10 protein-coding genes are annotated in these 20,819 nt (G+C 41.5%); 8 read left to right on the top strand and 2 right to left on the bottom strand.

The annotated features are described in order from the left end of the window. Positions 1–123 precede the first annotated feature (123 nt). Together xthA and MSP8886_RS15825 are read right to left on the bottom strand one after the other, a co-directional pair. Positions 124–936: an exodeoxyribonuclease III gene (gene xthA, locus MSP8886_RS15830; RefSeq protein ID WP_067018189.1), complete on the bottom strand. Its 813-nt coding sequence runs from the start codon at positions 934–936 to the stop codon at positions 124–126. 239 nt (positions 937–1,175) lie between these two features. Continuing rightward, positions 1,176–2,198 (bottom strand): methyltransferase, encoded by a 1,023-nt coding sequence (locus tag MSP8886_RS15825; protein WP_067018187.1) that lies wholly within the window; start codon positions 2,196–2,198, stop codon positions 1,176–1,178. A 461-nt stretch (positions 2,199–2,659) separates the two neighbouring features. Here MSP8886_RS15825 and MSP8886_RS15820 point away from each other — a divergent pair, with 461 nt between their 5' ends. The 8 genes from MSP8886_RS15820 (at position 2,660) to MSP8886_RS15785 (ending at position 20,797) form a co-directional block, all read left to right on the top strand. Next, the gene (locus MSP8886_RS15820; RefSeq protein WP_067018181.1) at positions 2,660–5,761 is read left to right on the top strand and encodes an amino acid adenylation domain-containing protein; all 3,102 of its coding nucleotides are present in this window, start codon (positions 2,660–2,662) and stop codon (positions 5,759–5,761) included. Between the two features lie 63 nt (positions 5,762–5,824). Further along, positions 5,825–7,318 (top strand): non-ribosomal peptide synthetase, encoded by a 1,494-nt coding sequence (locus tag MSP8886_RS15815; RefSeq protein WP_067018179.1) that lies wholly within the window; start codon positions 5,825–5,827, stop codon positions 7,316–7,318. Between the two features lie 17 nt (positions 7,319–7,335). Continuing rightward, complete coding sequence (locus MSP8886_RS15810; protein ID WP_067018177.1) at positions 7,336–7,602, top strand: acyl carrier protein; 267 nt, start codon at positions 7,336–7,338, stop codon at positions 7,600–7,602. Between the two features lie 80 nt (positions 7,603–7,682). After that, positions 7,683–13,184 carry a type I polyketide synthase gene (locus tag MSP8886_RS15805; RefSeq protein ID WP_067018175.1) on the top strand — a complete coding sequence of 1,834 codons (5,502 nt, stop codon included), beginning with the start codon at positions 7,683–7,685 and terminating at the stop codon, positions 13,182–13,184. Between the two features lie 137 nt (positions 13,185–13,321). Next, positions 13,322–17,437, top strand: coding sequence for a non-ribosomal peptide synthetase (locus MSP8886_RS15800; RefSeq protein ID WP_067018173.1), 4,116 nt, complete (start codon positions 13,322–13,324; stop codon positions 17,435–17,437). Between the two features lie 98 nt (positions 17,438–17,535). Continuing rightward, on the top strand, positions 17,536–19,107 hold the full coding sequence (locus MSP8886_RS15795; protein WP_067018171.1) for a DHA2 family efflux MFS transporter permease subunit: 1,572 nt from the start codon (positions 17,536–17,538) through the stop codon (positions 19,105–19,107). Positions 19,108–19,110: 3 nt separating this feature from the next. Then, on the top strand, positions 19,111–19,728 hold the full coding sequence (locus MSP8886_RS15790) for a hypothetical protein (protein WP_067018168.1): 618 nt from the start codon (positions 19,111–19,113) through the stop codon (positions 19,726–19,728). 52 nt (positions 19,729–19,780) lie between these two features. Further along, the gene (locus MSP8886_RS15785; RefSeq protein ID WP_067018166.1) at positions 19,781–20,797 is read left to right on the top strand and encodes an NADP-dependent oxidoreductase; all 1,017 of its coding nucleotides are present in this window, start codon (positions 19,781–19,783) and stop codon (positions 20,795–20,797) included. Positions 20,798–20,819 lie beyond the last annotated feature (22 nt).

The following is a 20,819-nucleotide window of genomic DNA, read 5'->3' as shown; positions in this document are numbered from 1 at the left end:
GCATCCACAAAGACTGTGGATAAATCTGGGGGTAGAAGGAGGTAATAGGCATCCTTGCCAGATAGGACGGCCATTGCTGGTTTTTGTGTGTTTTTTAACCAGAGGTCGTCCTGATTGTGTTTGCTAGTTGACGTTAAATGTACTCCAAATTGGGGCGTGATCGGACGGTTTTTCCAAGGCGCGTAGCTCATAATCCACGTCGGAATCCTCTAAATAAGGAGTGAGTCCTGTTGACGATAAAATCACATCAATACGTAGGCCTCGCTTGGGTTCATCATCAAACCCCTTGGAGCGGTAATCAAACCAGCTAAAGCGATCATTTATGCTGGGCTTGAGTTTTCGGTAAGTGTCGTCAAAACCCCAATCCGTTAGTGTTTTAAACCATTCTCTTTCTTCTGGTAAGAAGCTGCATTTTCCAGATTTTAACCAACGCTTAGCGTTGGCATCACCGATGCCTATGTCTAAATCCGTTGGGGAAATATTAATGTCACCCATCACTATGATTTTTTCATCAGGGGAGTGACCGGCAAGGTATTCCATTAGATCCTCATAAAACTTGCGTTTGGCAGGGAATTTGGTCTCGTGGTCACGATTTTCGCCTTGAGGAAAATAGCCATTGAGAACTTTGACAGGGCCTGCAGAGGTTTCGAAGGTGGCAATAATCATACGGCGCTGTGCATCTGTTTCGTCCCCTGGAAACCCATATTCGACTTTTAATGCGGGTTTTTTACTGAAAATGGCCACGCCGTAGTGAGACTTTTGCCCATAATAATACGCATGGTAGCCAACGGATTTAGGGATGTCATGGGGAAAAGCATCATCGTGTACTTTGATTTCTTGTAGTCCTATGACATCGGGTGCGTGTTTTTCCACTAGTGCTTGTATTTGGTGGGGGCGTGCTCGTAAGCCATTGATATTAAATGAGACAAATTTCACGGTGATTCCTTGTTTGGCGAATTTGCTTAATGATACCGAGTTGCTGAATGGTCATAAAGAAGTTTGCCTGTGGAATGAGTTGGTTTGCTAAATTATTTTAGCGGCAATGCGAGGAAACCCAATGGAAAAATGTGGCGCAATAAACAAAAAGTCTATTGTTGGATCTTGTTTTGATAGCATTATCTTAGCGAGGGGAGAGCAATGGTGTTTATCTCTGGGCACCATTGCTTTCAGGAGGTTTATAAAGAAGAGGGTTTGACGAGTTCAAAAGCCGTATGGCCTGTGAGGAGTTTCTCAGCCCTTGCGATCGTAAATCCAGTAGCGTTTACCAGGCTTTCAATGTCTAAGGTGTCTCTTGGGTGTGTGCCATCTTCACAGATGACGGATTGGAAGAGGGCGTTAAAGATTAATCTGGGAGAATCTTCTTTTTTAGTGACAATGGGCTCGACGATGAGCAAACGGCCATTGCCGATGGATCTTGATATGGTTTTGAGGATGCTGCTACTGGATTGATCATTCCAGTTGTGTAGGACATTTTTAAGGATATAGACATCGTAGCCAGATGGTACGCTGTCAAAAAAGTCGCCGGGGTGGAGGGTTATTCTGTCTCTGACCGATTTTGGCAGATGATCTTTGTTTCTTGTACAAACATCTTCTCGATCGAAAATGCATCCTGTTAGGTGTCCGAATTGCTTGAGTACTTCGATGGTAATCACGCCACTACCGCCGCCAATGTCGATGATCTTTTTACTGTTAGAAAACATTTCTGCAAAGGTTTTAGTGATTTCTTTGCCGACAGGACGGGAGAAGTCGCGCATGGCTAGGTCATAGACCAGAGCTCTGTCTGGTGTATCATCTAAATACTCATATAAGGTTTTGCTGTAGATATGTTTGAACCCTGAGTTGGTCGTTTTGGTTGTATGCAACAAACCATCATAAGCGTTGTAATACTCATGACCAAATAGTCGGCAAAATTGTCTCATCGATTGTGGATGGTCAGTCGTCAGGAACATAGAATAGTCGCTGTTTTTTACGTAACCATCGCTATCTATTGTGAAGAAGCCAAATAGACTAGTAACTTTTATTAGGTTTAGCAGTATGACTTTATCAACTTCCATAGATTCTGACAGTGTCTCAATATGTATGGTACTTTCGTTGATTATATCTGCTACACCAATTTCCGCCGCAACGTTTAATGATTTTGCAGCTAAGGGTAGCATCATCATTTCAGAAATTTTCCCTATCGACTCCATAGTTTTCATAAAACCATCCTGTTTTATCAACTTTAAATTTTTTTAAGGGGGCAATATTATTAGAGAAAACTTAAATTTTTATTAAGATGGTATGATTTAGGTCATCTAATTTGCGAAATATTTAATGCTTTTTGTGTTTATAGTTTTTATGGTTGAATGTTTATATAATAAACAGTTTAGTGATTTAATTGTATTTGTTAGTTTTATTTATTGATTTATTTATAGTTAAGATGTTGTTTTTATTGGTTTTATTTTTTCTATTACCATAATAAATTTTTATTATTTGTTTTTTCTTCTTGCTTTATTCTTCGCTTCTTTCTGGTTTCATAAATTTTTAATTTTATTTTCATACTTAAGAATTCTTAATTAAATCTTAAGTATTGCATTGTAATTTTATGTGTATGGTCGATTTATGGAGCAGTCGATTGGCTTTTTATTATTTGATAAGCCGATGAATCAAGGAGATTTTTATGTTTAAAAAAGATCAAGTGTTTAATGATATCTCAAAACAATCGGTTTTAAATCCCACAAAAGAGGCCGTCCTTTTTCAAGGTGAAAATTTGTCCTTTTCTGAGCTTGAATACTACTCTAATCGACTTGCTAATTATTTAATTATTAATATAAAAACAGCGAAAAAATTAGATTTTAATAAAGGCTCGGATGCAAAAAATATAGCGGTTTTTCTTGAGCCTAGCTTGTTTCTCCCTGTCGTTATTCTAGCCATTATGAAGGCTGGGCTAAGCTATGTTCCGCTGTCATCCTTTTTACCAGTCAGACGTATTCAGCAAATTTTGGATGACTCACAGGCTTGTCTAACTATTACCTCTCGCCGCTTATTCGAACAATACAATGTGCTGGCAGAAACGACCTCTGTTTTGATAATGGATGATATTGATTTATCAAATGGTTTGAGTGATCGACCTGTCATTGACTCTGAGGAGAACCCCATTGCGTATACTCTCTATACCTCTGGATCAACGGGCAGACCTAAAGGAGTAGAAGTTGAACACAGTAGCTTATCTTATTATCTTCATTGGTTTAACACTCATTTGTGGACTAAAACAGAAGCTATTTTACCTCTTACATCATCACTAAGTTTTGCGGCTTCGTTAACTCAGCTTTTTACACCGCTGCTAAGGGGCGATACGTTACATATTCTTCCCGCAGGGATACTTAATCAACCTGAAGCGCTATTAGAATGGTATCAAGATAAGCCAAATGCTGCTTTATATTGCGTGCCCACTATTTGGAGTGAGCTATTAGATTATAAACAATCTCTTGATAGGGATGTTGTATTACCAAAAACCTTGTTTTTGTCAGGAGAAGCGGTACCTGAAGTGTTAAAGGAGCGTACCTTTGCAGAAGTCGATAATGTACGTTTGTTTAATCTATATGGCCCTACAGAAACGGTCGCGAATTGCTCTTTCTCTGAATTGGAGCAAGGTACGCCGGTTACACTAGGTCATGCTATCGAAGGGAGTCATATTTTTCTGTTGGATAAACAGGGTCTACTGGTTGGTGATGGTGAGGTTGGCGAAATATGTGTTTCAGGGCCTGGGGTCGCTTATGGTTATAGTAATCAACCATTGTTAACGGCAAAACACTTTTTCCTCCACCAGCAGCAAAAAGCATACCGCACAGGGGATCTAGGACAATTTAATCATCATGGCGAATTGCTCTATTTAGGACGACAAGACAATCAGGTCAAGGTCAATGGTGTGCGTATAGAGCTTGCTGATATTGAAGAGAACTTACGTCAGCATCCTAATGTGTCCAATGCGGTGGTTTTGTTCACAGACATGGGGTTGATTGCTTATCTGCTGTGCAGGGAGCATGTTAAAGTGAATGAGCTTCGATCTTTCATGTTAGAAAGATGTCCGGGGGCGATGATCCCCTCACAATTTATATGTCTTGATGCGTTTCCAAAGTTACCAAATGGTAAGCTTGATCGCAATCGATTACCTTCTCCAGCCCCCGTTCGACCTGATTTAGATACCATTTTTCAACCTGCCGCCAATGACCTTGAGCAAGAGCTTATTGATATTTGGCAAGAAGTGTTAGGTTTCTGTAACTTAGGTGCTGAGGATGATTTTTTTGATTTAGGTGGTAATTCATTACATGCCATGCGGGCTCGCACCTTAATTCGTCAGCGCTTGTACAGCAATATTGATTTTAGTTTGTTTTTTCATAACACCACACCACGCAAACTGGCAATGGTCGTACCTTACTATATCGATGACGAAGATATGGCGAGTCAGATGTTTACTGAGTCACTCACTATTCCAGCAGAGGATTTTTCTGAGCTTTCTTCGCAACAGTCTTATTTTTTGGCGCTTGAGCAGACCAGCTCACAGCCGAAAGCTTATCACCCCGCTTTTCTTATTCGTGCTCAAGGTAAAGCGGATATTCAAGGAATTGAGTGGAGTGTAAAACGGGTATTGGAAAGCAATCCTGTATTGCGCTCTCAGTTTGATCTTGATCATTTTACAGTTAAAGAGGGCGGTATTGCGACAGAGGCTATTCATATCGCCAAGCGTGATTTTCAGTCTATGGGGATGAGTAGTGATCATTTGAGCCATCAAGACTTGTTGGCGTTAGCTGATTTGCCTGATATTGATCTGGAAAATACGCCAGCGATTAGCCTTGCCATATTAATGTTTCCTAAAAATGTCTATATGCTGATTTGTCGTGTGCATCACTCAGTATTCGACCATGATTCAATTGGTTTGTTTTTTGATCAATTTACTCAGGCGTACCGAGCTTTTATCGCGGGAGATTACAGCTTCGCCAGTGAGGTTTACCATCAATATGCTCCCTATGTTAAATGGCAAAAAACACAGCCATGTCATAGTGATAAGTTGGTTGACCAGGAGGAATGGCGCTTTTGGTTGACAACGTTAGAAGGCTACTTAGGGAGAGGGGCGGATGCCTCAGCTTTTGAAATGAAAGCGGCTCCTTCTGGACAAGGGTTATCTATCACACTGACCGACTCATTCAGTCAAGCGATTCGTCATTTTGCCCATCAAAAGAATACCACTGCTTATGTACTGCTTTTAACGTTATTTAATTTGGCTCTTAATCGTGAGACTCCTTATAAAAAGACAACGATTGGTCTGCCAGTATCAAACCGAGCCTTGCTTCAAGGAAATAATCAAATTGGTTGTTTTGTCAATATGATGACGTACTTCGAGTCAGTCGAAGATACAAGTAATGTCGTGATGCAATTAGAGGCGAGCAGTAAAAAACTGTATAACATGTTGGAAAATCAAATGGTTCCATATCAAATGTTATCAACTGAGCTGCGAAAAAAAGGTTGGGCTGACAGGCTTCATTCCCCCGTCATTTTTAATTTTCTTAATGATGTGATTTCTACCGTTAAAATTGATCAATGTGAATTTAATGTGACTCATATTGTTGAGCAATTTGGGCGATGTGACTTAATTCTTACTGTCGACGATTGCCCTGAGTTTGTTTTGAATTTTGATTATGAAAATAGCACCTTTACCAAAGAACAAATGTCTCGGTTTGCACAGTGCTATTTGCAGCTGATTTCTAGCTTATTAGGGATGTAAGTTTTTTATTGAAATTTTATAGTTAGTTACTCCTAGCAAATCTATCAAAAGGAATGGATAGGAATGTTAAAGTTAATTCATCATTATTTTGTCGAGCAAAAAAATAATACGCCAGATGCTATTGCTTTACGGAGTGATAGTGGAAGCATGACCTATCGTCAACTGGATCAACGCGCCAATATTATTAGTCAAATATTAATAAATGGTGGTATTCAAAGTGGCGATGTGATTGGCGTATACATGAACCGAGGCGAAAATTTAGTTGCGGTGTTATTGGGGATTTTAAAAGCCGGTGCCTGCTACCTTCCACTTGATCCTTATTATCCTGAAGAACGTTTAGCCTATATGGTGAATCGCGCTAATACGACACTCGTTGTAAGTGATAATTTTGAGGAGATGGATTGGCTGAATAGCGATTGTCTACGTTTGGACGTCAATCAAGTCGATTTTACATTGCCCGTGGCGCCAACCTTGTCTTATCTCGATGAGGATGCCATGTGTTATGTGATTTTTACTTCGGGTTCTTCTGGTAATCCCAAAGGGGTGATGCTTTCCCATCGGACAGTGGTCAATTATTTATTGTGGATGAAGAGCGAGTTTGAGCTGTCTGAAAACAGTCGGATATTGAATTTATCAACAATCAGTTTTGATGTGTCTGTTTGGGAAATTTTCTTGCCGTTAATTTCTGGTGGGAGTTGTGTGCTGATTGCAGAGGAAACCAAATACGACCCTGTTCTACTGGTGGAATCCGTTCGTCGACATCAGGTGACCATGGCACAGTTTGTTCCTACTTCGCTACGAACCCTTGTTGATAGCAATATCCTCCAACAATGTTCTTCACTTGAACATATTTTTTCTGGGGGGGAGGCATTATCACAGCGCTTAGTGGACGAATTGGCTGCCCAATTTTCCGGTAAGATTCATAATTTATATGGGCCGACCGAAGCCACGATATTCTCCTGTCACTGGCGCTGTTTGCCTAATCTTAATGAAACCATGGTGCCTATTGGTAAACCCGTTCCCTATGCTCAGATTTACCTTTTGGATGACAATCTTCAGGAAGTCGCTATAGGAGAGTGTGGGGAGCTATATCTCGCTGGGGATACATTGGCAAAAGGTTATATTGGTCAGCAAGAGCTGACGGAAGAGCGTTTTCTCCCCAACCCTTTTGCTCAAGACCCTCGTCAAAAAATGTACCGCACAGGGGATTTGGTTAGTATGCGAGAGGATGGCGTACTGTTATTTCATGGTCGAGCAGATTACCAAGTCAAATTACGCGGTCATAGAATTGAGTTGACTGAAATTGAAGCACAGCTTCAAGCCCTGCCAAATATTTCGCTGGCTGCGGTTATTGTGGACGACACGAATAAAACCTCTCCTTATTTGAAGGCATTTTATACGCCTACGAATAAAGATATTGATGATTTACAAACTATTAAAGAAGCCTTGGCGAAAGTGCTGCCTTATTATATGCAGCCGTCTCGTTATTACTCATTTGATAGTTTGCCTACGCTTCCTAATGGAAAAATTAATAAAAATGCACTGAGCTTGATTTAATTAAAGGATGCAACTATATGCAAAATACATCATTGTTAACACAGTTAGATATTGAAAATAAAGTGTCTTCTATTTGGAAAACAACTTTGGGATCGAAAAAAATTTCGGCTAATGAAAGTTTTTTTGAGGCCGGAGGGAATTCATTATTAATGACAAAAGTACATAGAGAATTGAAGAAACAATTTAATATGCCTATTACCATAGTAGAATTGTTTCAATATCCTACAATCGAGTCATTAAGTCATAATATTTATAAGAAATATTCAAAGGTGATGACGAAATAATGTCATTTTTTATGTTTTAGAAAATGTGTGTGAATATTCTGGATGAATGTTTAAACAATAAAAAACCAAGAGGTGTAATAATGAAAGGGAAAAATACATTACGTGATAGGGATATCGCGATCATAGGGATGTCCGGTCGCTTTCCTGGGGCAGAAGACATTACGTCTTTTTGGCATAATCTTTCTGAAGGACTTGAGACAATCAGTACATTTACGGATGAAGAACTTCGTGAATCAGGTATTGATGAGGAGCTGATTGCTTCGCCAAATTATATTCCCCGTCGCGGTATTATTGGCCAAGCGCAAGATTTTGATGCACACTTTTTTGACTTTACCCCCCGGGATGCTGAAATTACCGACCCTCAGCACCGGATTTTCTTAGAAACAAGTTGGCATGCTTTTGAAGATGCTGGCTACGTGCCTTCCACATATCCCGGCAAAGTCGGGGTATTTGGCGGTACAGGAACGGCTTGGCACCTTAATAAAGTACAGTCACATCCCAGTGTCAGCCAGTTTGCTAGTGGCGCATCAGTCGTTACGAATAATGATAAGGATTATGTTACTACTCGTGTCTCTTATAAGTTGAATCTGAAGGGACCGAGTGTCAATGTTCAAACGGCTTGTTCAACAGCATTAGTGGCTGTTGTGATGGGGGTCAACAGCTTACTCAGTGGTGAAAGTGATTTAATCGTCGCCGGTGGTGTTTCTGTGGATACGCCAGAGCGCCAAGGCTATAGATACATGGAAGGCGGCATGGAATCCGCTGATGGTCGTTGCTACGCTTTTGACTCAAGAGCCAATGGTACGGTCTTTAGTCGTGGTGTGGGCGTTGTCTTGTTAAAACGCCTAACGGATGCGGTGCGAGATGGAGATCATATTTATTCTGTTATTAAAGGCGGTGCGATTAATAATGATGGCAGTTTAAAAGCGGGCTTTACTGCGCCTGGTATTGAAGGGCAGGTTAGTGTTGCTAAACAGGCCATTAAAAACTCAGACATTGATGTGGAAAATATCCGTTTTGTCGAGGCTCACGGTACTGCTACAGCGCTGGGAGATCCGATTGAGTTTTCGTCCTTGTCACAAACATTCCGTAATTATACCGATAAAGAACAGTTTTGCCGTCTTGGTTCGGTTAAAACAAACATTGGCCATACAGATGCCGCTTCGGGTGTCGCAAGCTTAATTAAGTCTTCATTAGCGCTTAAGACAGGTAAATTACCTGCCTCATTACATTTTGCCTCACCCAACCCTAATATTGAGTTTGAAGGCAGTCCTTTCGTTATTCATACAGAAACAGGTGCGTTTAATGAGGAGGGTAAGTCAAGTAATGCGCTCGTCAATTCTTTTGGCGTAGGAGGCACCAATGCTTGTGTTATTCTCGAAACCGCACCAGAAGTTACGCCGAGCGAGCAGTATACTTCTCCTGTTGTGATTCCTTTTTCAGCTCGCAGCCGTTCAGCTCTGAATGAAATGAAAAAGCGTTTCGCACAGTTTCTCTCCACTAATCCTGATACCAATCTTGCGGATGCTGCTTATACTATGCAAGTGGGACGTAAGCAGTTTGAGTTTTCAACGGCGGTTGTTGGTAAAGACCGAGATTCATTAATTGAGGCATTGGGAACAAGCTCACCAATTACGACAACCAGTACGTCACGTGGTCGACCTGTAGTATTTATGTTTCCAGGTCAGGGTAACCAATACGTGAACATGGCAGCAGATCTGTACCAAACGTACGATGTGTTTAAGCAACAAATGGATCTGTGTTGTGATTATTTGACCCCTATCTTAAAGCAAGATTTAAGAGAAATTATTTTCCCTGCAAACGATGACATGGCAGGGAAGATCAACGAAACTCAATACACTCAACCTTCACTGTTTGTTGTGGAGTATAGCCTTGCACAGCTTTGGATGAGCTGGGGAATTAAGCCCGATGTTATGATTGGCCATAGTGTTGGTGAGTACGTTGCCGCTTGCTTGTCTGGTGTTTTCTCTTTGCAAGACGCATTAAAAGCGGTCGCTATTCGTGGTCAATTGGTTCAAGCGCTGCCAGCTGGGGCCATGCTGGCGGTATTGATGGATGAAGAGGCATTAAGCAAACGCTTGGCAAATAGTGATTTGGATATTGCTGCCGTTAATTACCCTGAATTATGTGTGATCGCTGGTGAATTAGAGGCGATTAAAGCATTCCAATATGAGCTAGAAGAAGAGGGGGTTTTCTGTAAACACCTCGATACCTCCCACGGCTTCCATTCCAGCATGATGGATCCAATGTTGCCAGCCTTCAAAGAAGTGATTGATGGCATTGCGCTTCATGCGCCTAGCATTCCATTTGTATCGTCCGTGAATGGTCACTGGATTACGGATGAGCTTGCTCAAAATAGTGACTACTGGGTGCGTCATGTAAGAAACCCTGTACTTTTCTCGCACGCGTTTAAAACATTGATGGCAGACTATCCTGATGGTTTGGTTTGTTTGGAAGTGGGCCCTGGCCGTTCCTTAGAGTCAGCGGCTAAACAGCATTTACGCGAAGACGAAGAGTTTACTGCGGACATTTTAGCGTCATTACCGACGGCAAAAGAAGTGTCTATTTCAGGTGAGCATTTTGTTGCAACCCTTGGCGGATTATGGGCTTGTGGCGTCGCTGTCGATTGGGCTGCATTTTATGGTGGACAAGAACGTCGCCGTATTTCATTGCCTGGTTATCCGTTTGAGCGTAAGACATTCAAATTGCCTGAAAGTAAACAGGTTTCCCATTCTTCAGCGGTGGATGAACAAGCTTTAAAACGCAAAAAAGATGACATCGCCGATTGGTTCTATATGCCAGCTTGGAAACGAACTGTTCCAGCCGAATTTTTGGCAAGCAAACGACACAATAGCGAAAATAGCTGTTGGGTATTGTTCGTTGATGAGTACGGTGTAGCAAATGAGCTAAATCGTCAACTTTCCGATGCGGGTCATCAAGTGGTTCTCGTATTTAAAGGCGACAGTTATCAAGTGGATGTTCTGTCCACTGGGAAAGCCAGCAGCTTTATCATTAATCCGTCCTCTCGAGATGATTACATTCGAGTGTTAAGAACCGTTAAAGAGTTTGAAGCAGACTCGGTTCGAGTGGTTCACCTCTGGAATTTGTCCCCTGATAATGAAGCTGTTGATATCGAAGGTTACCGAACACGAGAATTAGATTCTTTCTACAGTCCTTTATATCTTCAGCAGGCCTTGGTAAACGAAGATGTGCTGAAGAATATGCATCTTGTTCTTGTTGGTAATAATATTTTCAGTATTGCTGGGGAAAAGGTTTCTTCTCCTGAAAAAGCTTTGTTAGTCGGTCCAGGACGTGTTTTTAATAATGAATACGGCGAAGTGCAATGTCATCTTGTTGATATTGACTGGCCAATGAAAGCGGATTGGTCGATAGAAAAAGCCGCGCATTGTTTGATTGCTGAAGGCAAGATCGAGAATCACGGGGAATTGGTAGCTTATCGTGGTGCTTGTCGTTTCCAAGAAGACTATCAACCTGTAAAAGTCAGCCAAGATATTCCTGGCCTTCCCGCTAACTTTAAAGACGATGGTGTCTACCTTATTACTGGGGGTCTAGGTGGCCTAGGTTTATTGGTCGCCGAACACATTGCTGATACATGTAATGCGACCTTGGTATTGACTTATCGCAGCAGTTTACCGCCGCGCGATCAGTGGCATACTTGGATAAAAGAGCATCCAGTTGACGATACAATGAGTACCAAGCTTGCTGGAATACTGCATCTTGAAAGTAAAGGCAATAAGGTGGATCTTGTTGAGGTAGATGTTTGTGATTACCAAGGCATGTCTGATTTATTTGCAAGTTACTACCATGTCGACGGTATTTTCCATACAGCTGGTATCGCTGGTGGCGGTATTATCCCTCTTAAAACAGATGAAGACTGTGCCAGTGTATTGGACTCTAAAGTCAAAGGCGCTTTGCTTCTTGATGAGTTAACAAAAGACAGTCAGCCAGACTTTTTGATCTTGTTCTCCTCTATTACCTCATTGGTCGGGGACAGTGCGCGTATTGATTACTGTTCTGGTAATGCCTTTTTAGATGCGTTTGCTCATTATCGTAACCAGAGCCGCAGTGGTCGTACTGTTGCGATTAACTGGGGTAAATGGGGCGATGTGGGGATGGCGTTTAAATACATCAAAGAGCTGGATGAGAAAGACGGTAAAAATCAAATTAGCAAAGACTCTAGCGGTTCATTGCTGCAATTGTTTAACCGTCAAGGTATGGAAGAGGAGTATGTTGTTAACCTAGCGGTTAACGAAGACTGGGTCATTGATGAGCACCGCTTATCAGAACAACCTACGTTAGTGGGAACGACTATTTTGTCGTTATTGAATAGCTTAATCACTGAGTTTAAGCCGCAAGAAACCTTGCAAGTGAAAAGCTTGCTATTAACTAAACCCGTGATTTATCACCATGCATGGCCTCGTCAGCTGCATCTTTTTGTGAAAGCGGAAGGCGCGGGATACAGTTTCAGCTTGAGAAGCCGTGGCGTCCGAGATATTCAGTGGGATGAGCATGCTATTGGTAGTATTGGTAATAAACAAGAGGCGGTTAGTGACAAAGTGGGTTCTCTTGAGGCGATTCGTGGTCGCTGTACCACTCAGTTACCTGTTGAGCCACTTTCCCTTGAATATAAGAATGCGTTAACCGGCGAGGCTTTTTTATCGCTCAGTGAGCGTTGGAATTGTGTTCAAGAGGTTTGTAAAGGCAAGGATGAGTGGTTAATTCATAAGAATTTGTCTCGCGAATTCCAAGAGGATTTTTCTCGATATCCTTATCACCCTGCGTTGGTAGATGCGGTGTCAATTCGTTGTATTAATGACATCACACAAGGGAACTTCTTACCTATTAGTTACGGCAATATCAGCTTCTTATCGCCATTAGATGTGGATTGTTATGCTCATATTCGTATGAAACAGCCCTATAGAGATGAAGACAATACCATTATGGTGGATGTCGTCTTCTTATCGGCTGAAAACAAACCACTATTGGTATTAGAAAACTATACCTTAGTCAAAATGAGTGAGAACAACCAAGTTGATGGTGATTCAGCGGTGCAAAATGCTCCTGTGAAGTTAGATCTGGCTGATCGGGATATTTTGTTCTACGAAGGGTTAGATGCGCTTAAACGTCAACTTTCGCACTTAGAATTTGAACAGCTCTTTGTGTTAACAAGTGATCTTAATCAGTTGGTTGTTGAAGGGCGTCCTGAATATGAAGAAGACGAGGTTGCTACTCAGGAAGCACAAGTTAGCAGCGGGCACACACGGCCAGAGCTAACGGTTGAGTATGTGGCTCCAGAAAACGATATTGAACAGGAGATAGCGAGTGTTTGGCAGTCGGTGCTTGGTATTTCAGGCATTGGTGTGAACGATAACTTTGTTGAGCTTGGCGGGAACTCATTGCTAGCGGTACAAGTCGTGTCGAAAGTCTCGGCGAAGTTCGAAGTCGGTATTCGGGTGGATTTGTTCTATAAAAACCAAACGATTAAAGGCTTATCAGAGCAGGTTTTTGACGCATTTGAGTCAGTTTTGCTAGAAGACTAATGTGACGTGAGTGCCTGAATAGTATTTATTCAGGCCGTATGGCAAACCTAGCGTTGTGCTATATGGCGAACATCGGTGTACCGATTTGCATCACCATATAGCCAACATTTTTCATCTCTGCAAAAGGCATGCTTCCGATGAATATGAAAACAAATGAAATACTTCGCTCTAAGGGTCTTGAAGAACTTAAACGTTTAGCTCGTGAGAAGAAGGAGAAAGCGGCAGCACAGAATGCTGCCAACTCATCATCAAGCCGAACTGTTTTTCCGTTAACTAATGCCCAAAAAGGCATGTGGGCTTTAGATCAGTTCCTTAATGATAATAAGGCTTACAATAATCCGTTTGCGATTCGCTGTCGGTTAGACCATGAATTTGATCCAGAAAAAGTCCGCAAAACACTCGATACCTTAGCCAATAAGCACAATATCTTTCGTACCACTATTCGCTTGGTAGATGATGAGCCTAGCCAGTGTATCGACAGTAATGCCGGGTTTGATTTTGCCTATGATGATATTTCTGATTGGACTGAGGTGGAGAAAGATAAGTGGATTATGAAGGTCGCTCGAGAAGAAGGGCGTAAAAACTTCGACCTAGAAAAGGGGCCATTAGTACGATGGCATATGGTAAAAACGAATAAAGGCGAATTTGTCATTATGCTAACGTTCCACCACATCATTTCAGATGGTTGGACAATGAGCTTGTGCATTAAAGAGTTTATGAGCCTTTACTTTGATCTTGGTGGGAACGAAAAAGTTCCACAGTTTACAGATTATGCTCTTGAAGAGAGTCGTTGGTATGAGGAGGGTAAGTTTAACCAAGGGTTAGACTATTGGGTTAAAAAACTTGAGGGTGTGCATGGTGTGCTTGAGTTAGCAACGGACCATCCTCGTCCGCAGACGATGTCTTTTGAAGGGGGGATTGTCAGTTTATCCTTGGAGGCAAAGGCCTATCAAGAGATTCAGTCGTTTGCTGCTAAAAAGGGAGCAACGACCTTTCATTTAATGTTAGCGGCCTATCACCTGCTGTTGCATAAATACAGTGGGCAGCAAGACATCGTATTGGGTGTGCCTTTTGCCAATAGGATGTTGTCTCAAACGCAGGAGATGATGGGGTTGTTTATGAACACCTTGCCACTGCGTTTTCATATTGATAAAGATACCACGCTTGAAGAATTGGTATCTGCAGCAAAGGCAGAAAGTGAAAGTGCGGCAGAACATCAATCTATTCCACTCAATCGTATTTTAGAAGCGCTGCACTATAAAAGTGATCCAAGCATTAACCCGCTGTATCAAGCTGTCCTTACTTATCAGGTTTACCCACATTCACGCAATACTCATGAATTGTTCACATTTAGTCCAATTAAAGTCGATTACGGCGTTTCAAAGTTAGATTTGAATTTATGGGTAGAGGAAGATGGTGATGGCCTCGTTTTCACATTGAATTACAACACTGACTTATTTGAGCGCCACACTATTGAAAAAATGCTCGCTAGCTTTAAAAGCTTGTTGATGGAGTTTGTTAAGCGCGCTCATTTACCTGTGAAATCATTATCTCTTGTTACCCCAGAGGAGAGAGAATATCTTCTCGAAAAATGTCAACCAAGCGAGGCTCAGGCATTCCCTCCAGTTTTTCGGCTCTTTGAGGAGCAGGCCATAGCAAACCCTACAGAGGTTGCTGTACGCTGTGAAGAGCGTTCTTTTACTTATAGTGGGCTTAATGCAGCGGCTAACCATTTGGCATCAGAGCTAATATCACTAGGTTTAAAAGCGGGGCAGCCTGTTGCTATATTGATGGATAAAAGTGAGCATTCTGTCGCGGCTTTATTAGCAGTTATGAAAGCTGGTGGTTGTTACGTCCCTGTGGATATTGCATTACCAGAGTCGAAAGTAGCGTATATTTTAGATGATGCTTCTGTCTCTTTTGCCTTGGTTGCAGGCGGGCTGCCAGATTCTCTTTCAGGGTTGAGTTCAAAACAAGGAATACAGTGGTTAGATGTTACGAATAATGATAAGGCTGGCAGCGAGACTTCCTTAGTTGAGTTTAACTGCGCGTCGCTAACCCCTGATTCACCTGCTTATATTATCTACACCTCTGGCAGTACGGGTGTTTCGAAGGGTGTGTGTGTCTCTCATGCTCAGCTCAGCCAATATTGCCATGCGATTATTCCAGTGTTGGATCAGCCTTCGGGCGCGCGTTATGGCATGTTTTCTTCTTTCACAACGGATTTGGCTCATACCATGTTGTTCCCATCTCTTATTCAGATGGGAGAGTTAGTGGTGATGTCCGCAAATATGCTAGAAAACCCTACTTACCTAGTGGAGTATCTATCGTCTTATCCGTTGGACTGCATGAAGATTACGCCCACGCATTTGTCCGCCTTAATGGCTTTGCCTGATGCCGGAGCGATTCTACCTCGAGACGTGCTGGTACTTGGTGGTGAGCGTTTACCTATATCGCTGATAAAGCGCATCCAAACCGTGACTCCGACCTGTCGTATTATCAATCATTATGGCCCAACAGAAACTACGGTGGGTGTATCTACTTTCTTACTACCTAATGATCTAGCGTCGGATATTGAGTCCGTACCCATTGGTAAACCGTTAGATGGCTGCCATGTGTTAATCCTGGATGAGAATGAAGCGCTTGTTCCTGTGGGGATTCCAGGTGAGATTTGTATTGGTGGGAGTCAATTATCGAATGGTTATGTTGGGCTTCCAGAGCAAACAAATCAACGTTTTATTGAGCACCCTTTTGTTGCGGGTGAGCGTCTTTATCGGACAGGTGATAAAGGACGATTACTCGCGGATGGTAACTTAGCCTATTTAGGGCGTTTAGACCGTCAATGTAAAATTAGAGGGTACCGTGTTGAGTTAGCAGAAGTCGAACAGGCTCTTATGTCGTTATCCGGTGTTCACCAAGCAGCAGTGAAGCATCAAGAATACCGTGATGGTACGTCCACATTGATAGCTTACTTGGTGTGTGAAAACAACCCAGCTGAAAACTTAGCACAACAAGATGTTTTAAAGCAGTCGTTAAAAGAGCTACTACCACATTACATGTTACCAGAGTCGTGGATCTGGCTGGATGCAATGCCATTGATGGCAAATGGAAAGGTGAACTACCACGCACTGCCTAATACAGACAAAAGACATGACGAGCAGCGTACCGTAAGCCAGCCTGAAACGGATGTACAGTCACGCTTATTGGGCCTTTATCAGAATGCCCTAAACATTGACAAGATTGATATTCACGACGGCTTTTTAGACCTTGGTGGCAATTCTATTAGTGCGATTAAATTAATCATTGAGGTGAATAAGGCATTCAATACCGCTCTCAATTTAGGTCAAATGTTTGAAAATAGCAGTATTGTTGAGCTATCGGCATTGATTGAGCAGATGACGAATAGTGAGTCGGGTAATCAATTTGGTTCGTCTTTAGTGAGGTTGAATGAGGGTCTTGTTGATAGTAAGCCGACCTTAGTGCTGGTTCATCCTGCGGGCGGTAATGTTTTTTGTTATCACGAATTGGTTCAAGAGTTAGGTAGCGATTACCCAGTTTATGGCGTGCAAGTTGCTGACTTTAGAAATAATCCTGAATACAACCATGATATTACGGCTTTGGCTGCCCATTATTTAGAAGAGGTTCAAAGTATTATTTCTTCTAATTCTCGGTTGGTAGTCGGTGGTTGGTCTCTAGGGGGCACGATTGCTTTTGAAATGGCTTATCAGATTAATCAGGCTTATGGCATTGAACCATCGGTTGTGGTTTTTGATCAGCCTGCACCACAAGTCAATGTGGATAATAGTGCAAGTATGTCAGAGCACGAAAGACTGGCTTATTTTGCTCATAAGGTTGAACTCTTTACTGGTATTTCGTTTAACACCTCAAGTTCGGCACTGGCCGCGTTGCCAGATGAACAACGTACAGAAGTGTTTTTAGATGGATTCCGGCAAGCAGATCTTGTCCCAGATAATATTAGTGTCGATGACTTTAAATATTTCTTGGGGATTCTATGGGCACATATGACCGCAACTGATCGCTACATGGGCAGACGTTTTTCAGGCTCCGTCATTGTTGCTGAAGCCAATGATATTTTGCAAGGGCGGACGCAGCTTGATGAACCTGGCCTAGGATGGCAAGCCTATAGTGAACAAGAAGTGACTACTATTCCAGCGCAAGGTGATCATCTGTCGATGATGAATCTACCCAATATACGCTCATTAGCTGAGAAGCTTAAGTCGGTTCTGCTTTAAGCAGAACCGAGACTGAGCAACTTTGGTCAGGTATTCAGTTGATAGATGGATAACATTGTCATTAGCGTGATAGGCAAGGGAGAAGTGCTTTGAGCACAATGACAGCTGAGCAAGCGAAGGTGGATGTCACTGTCACTCAAAAAGAGTGGTTAGCTATCATTGGCGGTCTGATTGGCGGCTTCATGGCTATACTGGATATTCAGATAACCAACTCTTCTATGAAGGTCATCCAAGGCGCTTTGTCGGCGTCTTTGGATGAAAGTTCATGGCTGATGACGTCATATTTTACCGCAGAGATTGTGGCGATTCCTTTGTGTGGATGGTTGGCAAAAGCATTAGGGACGGGGCGTTATGCATTATGCTGTATCACTGGCTTTCTTGTCTCATCTATCTTGTGTTCCTGGTCATGGAATTTGGATTCGATGATTGTTTTTCGGGCCATTCAAGGGTTTGCAGGGGGCGCACTGATTCCTTTGTCGTTTCGATTGATCATTGAGATTTTACCACGAGAAAAACGTGCTATTGGCATGTCAATGTTTAGCGTAATTGCCACTTTTGCACCGGCAATCGGTCCTGCTTTGGGGGGCTGGTTAACCAATCATTTTTCGTGGCAGGCGATTTTTTATGTAAATGCGATTCCATCTGTACTGGCTTTTACATTGATATATCAGTCAATTCAACATCCTAAGGTTAATTGGAAAATCATCCGGCAGGGAGATTTTGTTGGAGTGATTTCGGTGATGCTTTTTTTAGGTGCACTAGAGGTTATTTTAGAAAAAGGAAGAGAGGAGAGTTGGTTTGACTCCAATATGATTTGTATATTGTCGATTGTTTCTTTTATTAGCTTTATTGTTTTTATTTATGATCAAATAGTTAGCATAAACCCTCTTGTCAATATAAGGTTATTTAAAGAGTTTCAGTATTCTTACGCCTTGATTATTTTTGCTATGCTGGGAGTAGCCATATATGGGACATTATTTTTAGTTCCTTACTATTTGACAATGGTTCATGATTATAACGCGACGGAAATAGGGCATGTGGTTATTTGGATGGGGCTACCTCAATTGATTGTATTACCTTTAATTCCCTTTTTAGTGCGAATTTACAACCCTAAGTATCTGATATGCATTGGCTTTATAGGGCTTTCTATCAGTGCTTTTATGAATTGCCATATGGATTTGAACTATTCTGGCCCACAAATGGTTTTATCCATGATGATTCGTGCGGTTGGACAGCCATTTATTATGGTGCCTTTATCTATGCTTGCTACACAAAATATTAAAGCTGAGGATGCCATGTCTTCTGCTGTGCTTATTAATGTTTTTCGTAGTATAGGTGGCTCGATGGGAACAGCAATATTAACGACGTATTTTTCAGCACAGGTTTACGTTCATTTTGATGGGGTAAAATCAGTTATATTGAAGGGCAGTCAGGTGCTTTATCATTATTTTTCCGACGTCAAACACCTTTTAATAACGCAAGGTATTGCGAGCAGTCAGACAGATGTACAAAAAGTGGCTATAGGCTTAATGGGAAAAAGGATAATTAAACAAGCAGAAATAATGGCATTCAATAATCTCTTTTTTATTATGGGGGTTATGATGTTTGGAACCGCTATGATGGTATTGTTTTCAAATCGAGAGTTTCAAATCTATTTAAAAAGGAAATGAAAAATGATTGATAAAAAGCAATCTGGTGTTATGAACTACCTTATGTCACCGGAAGCGAGACTGACTATAATTATTCCTATTCTTATTTATAATATTGCTTTTTGGTGGCTTGGTGCTGGTATGGCAGTTGTTTTGACAGCTTGTTATTCAGGTTTGTTGGAAGTTTTTAGCAAACGACCTGGTTCGTTTTCTATTATTTCAATTATTCTGGTATCTGGGATAATTCATTATTTTTATCTTAATGGTTATAGCTTTTTTGGAATCGATAAAGAAGGTGTTTTTCTATCCGTTGGTGGGGCGATCTCTGTTGTTTTAGTGTTTTCATTTTATTCTTTAATTGGACGTCCTGTTATTCGAACTCAAGCAGAAAATGCTATGCCTAGGTTAACTCAACTATCCTCTTATGGTACACCAAAGTATTGTAGGGTGTGGCAAGAAATTTCTTTGGTATGGGTGTTTGTTTATATTGTTAAAGCGGTTATGGTTATTTTTATTTATAAAACTCAACCAAGTTTATCAAATGATTTTGTTTTTGTTTTCTCTTGGCCATTAACATTGATTATGATTGCGTTTAGTGTTTATTGGCCTAGATTACGTTGGTCTACAACGAAAATAGCTTAAATGTGAAATATGACTTTTACGTTTTTAATAAATTTTTAAAGGGAGTTTCTTGATGAATAAATTTAAAAACCCGACTGTTATCTTACATAGTCACCCTAATGGTAAGGCATCTATTGATAATTTTCGGTTAGAAGATCGTCCTGTTGGTGAGTTGAAAGAAGGCGAGTTTCTGGTGGAGAACAATTTTCTCTCAATGGATCCTTATACACGGCCGCGTTTGAATGAGTACACCGCGTATGTAGACCCTATTAAGCTTGGCGAAGCTATCCAAGGGGAAACGGTAGGGACAGTCATAGAATCACGAAATCCGAATTATAAAGTGGGTGATTATGTTGCGACTTTCTCAGGGTGGCAGAAGTACTATATATCCAGTGATGCAGACTTTCTAACAAAACATTTACCCGAAACACGCTTATCTATCAGTTTGTTTTTAACGGTTGCTGGTACACCAGGTTTGGCGGCTTACTTTGGGTTACGCAAAATTGGCAAACCCAAAAAAGGCGAAACGCTTGTGGTATCGGCCGCATCCGGAGCGGTAGGGGCCGTCGCTGGTCAATTAGGAAAAATGGCAGGGTGTCATGTCGTGGGGATTGCAGGAACTCAAGAGAAATGCCGTTATGTTGTTGATGTCTTGGGATTCGATGCTTGCATTAATTATAAAGAAGATGATTTGGCGGAATCGATTGAGAAACTCTGTCCAAATGGTGTCGATATTTATTTTGAAAATGTAGGAGGACGAGTATCGTCTATTGTTGCTCGTTATCTCAATGAAGGTTCTAGAGTACCTATTTGTGGTAGTGCTTCGTTATACGACAAAGATAAAGATGTAGACAGCGCGACATTATCTCGTTTTTTCTCATCACTACCGTCATCCCCCGAAAACCGTTTTTTCCTTGTTACTGAATGGATGAATGAGTCTCCCGAAGCCGTTTTGTGGTTAGTTGATGCTGTAGAAAAAGGGGTGATTCAATTTCGAGAAACCATTACAGAAGGCATAGAAAATGCGCCAACCGCATTTATCAATATGTTACAAGGAAAGCATTTGGGTAAGCCATTAGTACGTGTTTAATATGATTTAACTTTAAAGTGGG

This window comes from Marinomonas spartinae (genome assembly GCF_900089775.1).
GTDB classification, from domain to species: Bacteria; Pseudomonadota; Gammaproteobacteria; order Pseudomonadales; family Marinomonadaceae; genus Marinomonas; species Marinomonas spartinae.
The sequence above is the reverse complement of the archived record's forward strand: the minus strand, read 5'-3'. Positions and strand labels throughout refer to the sequence as shown.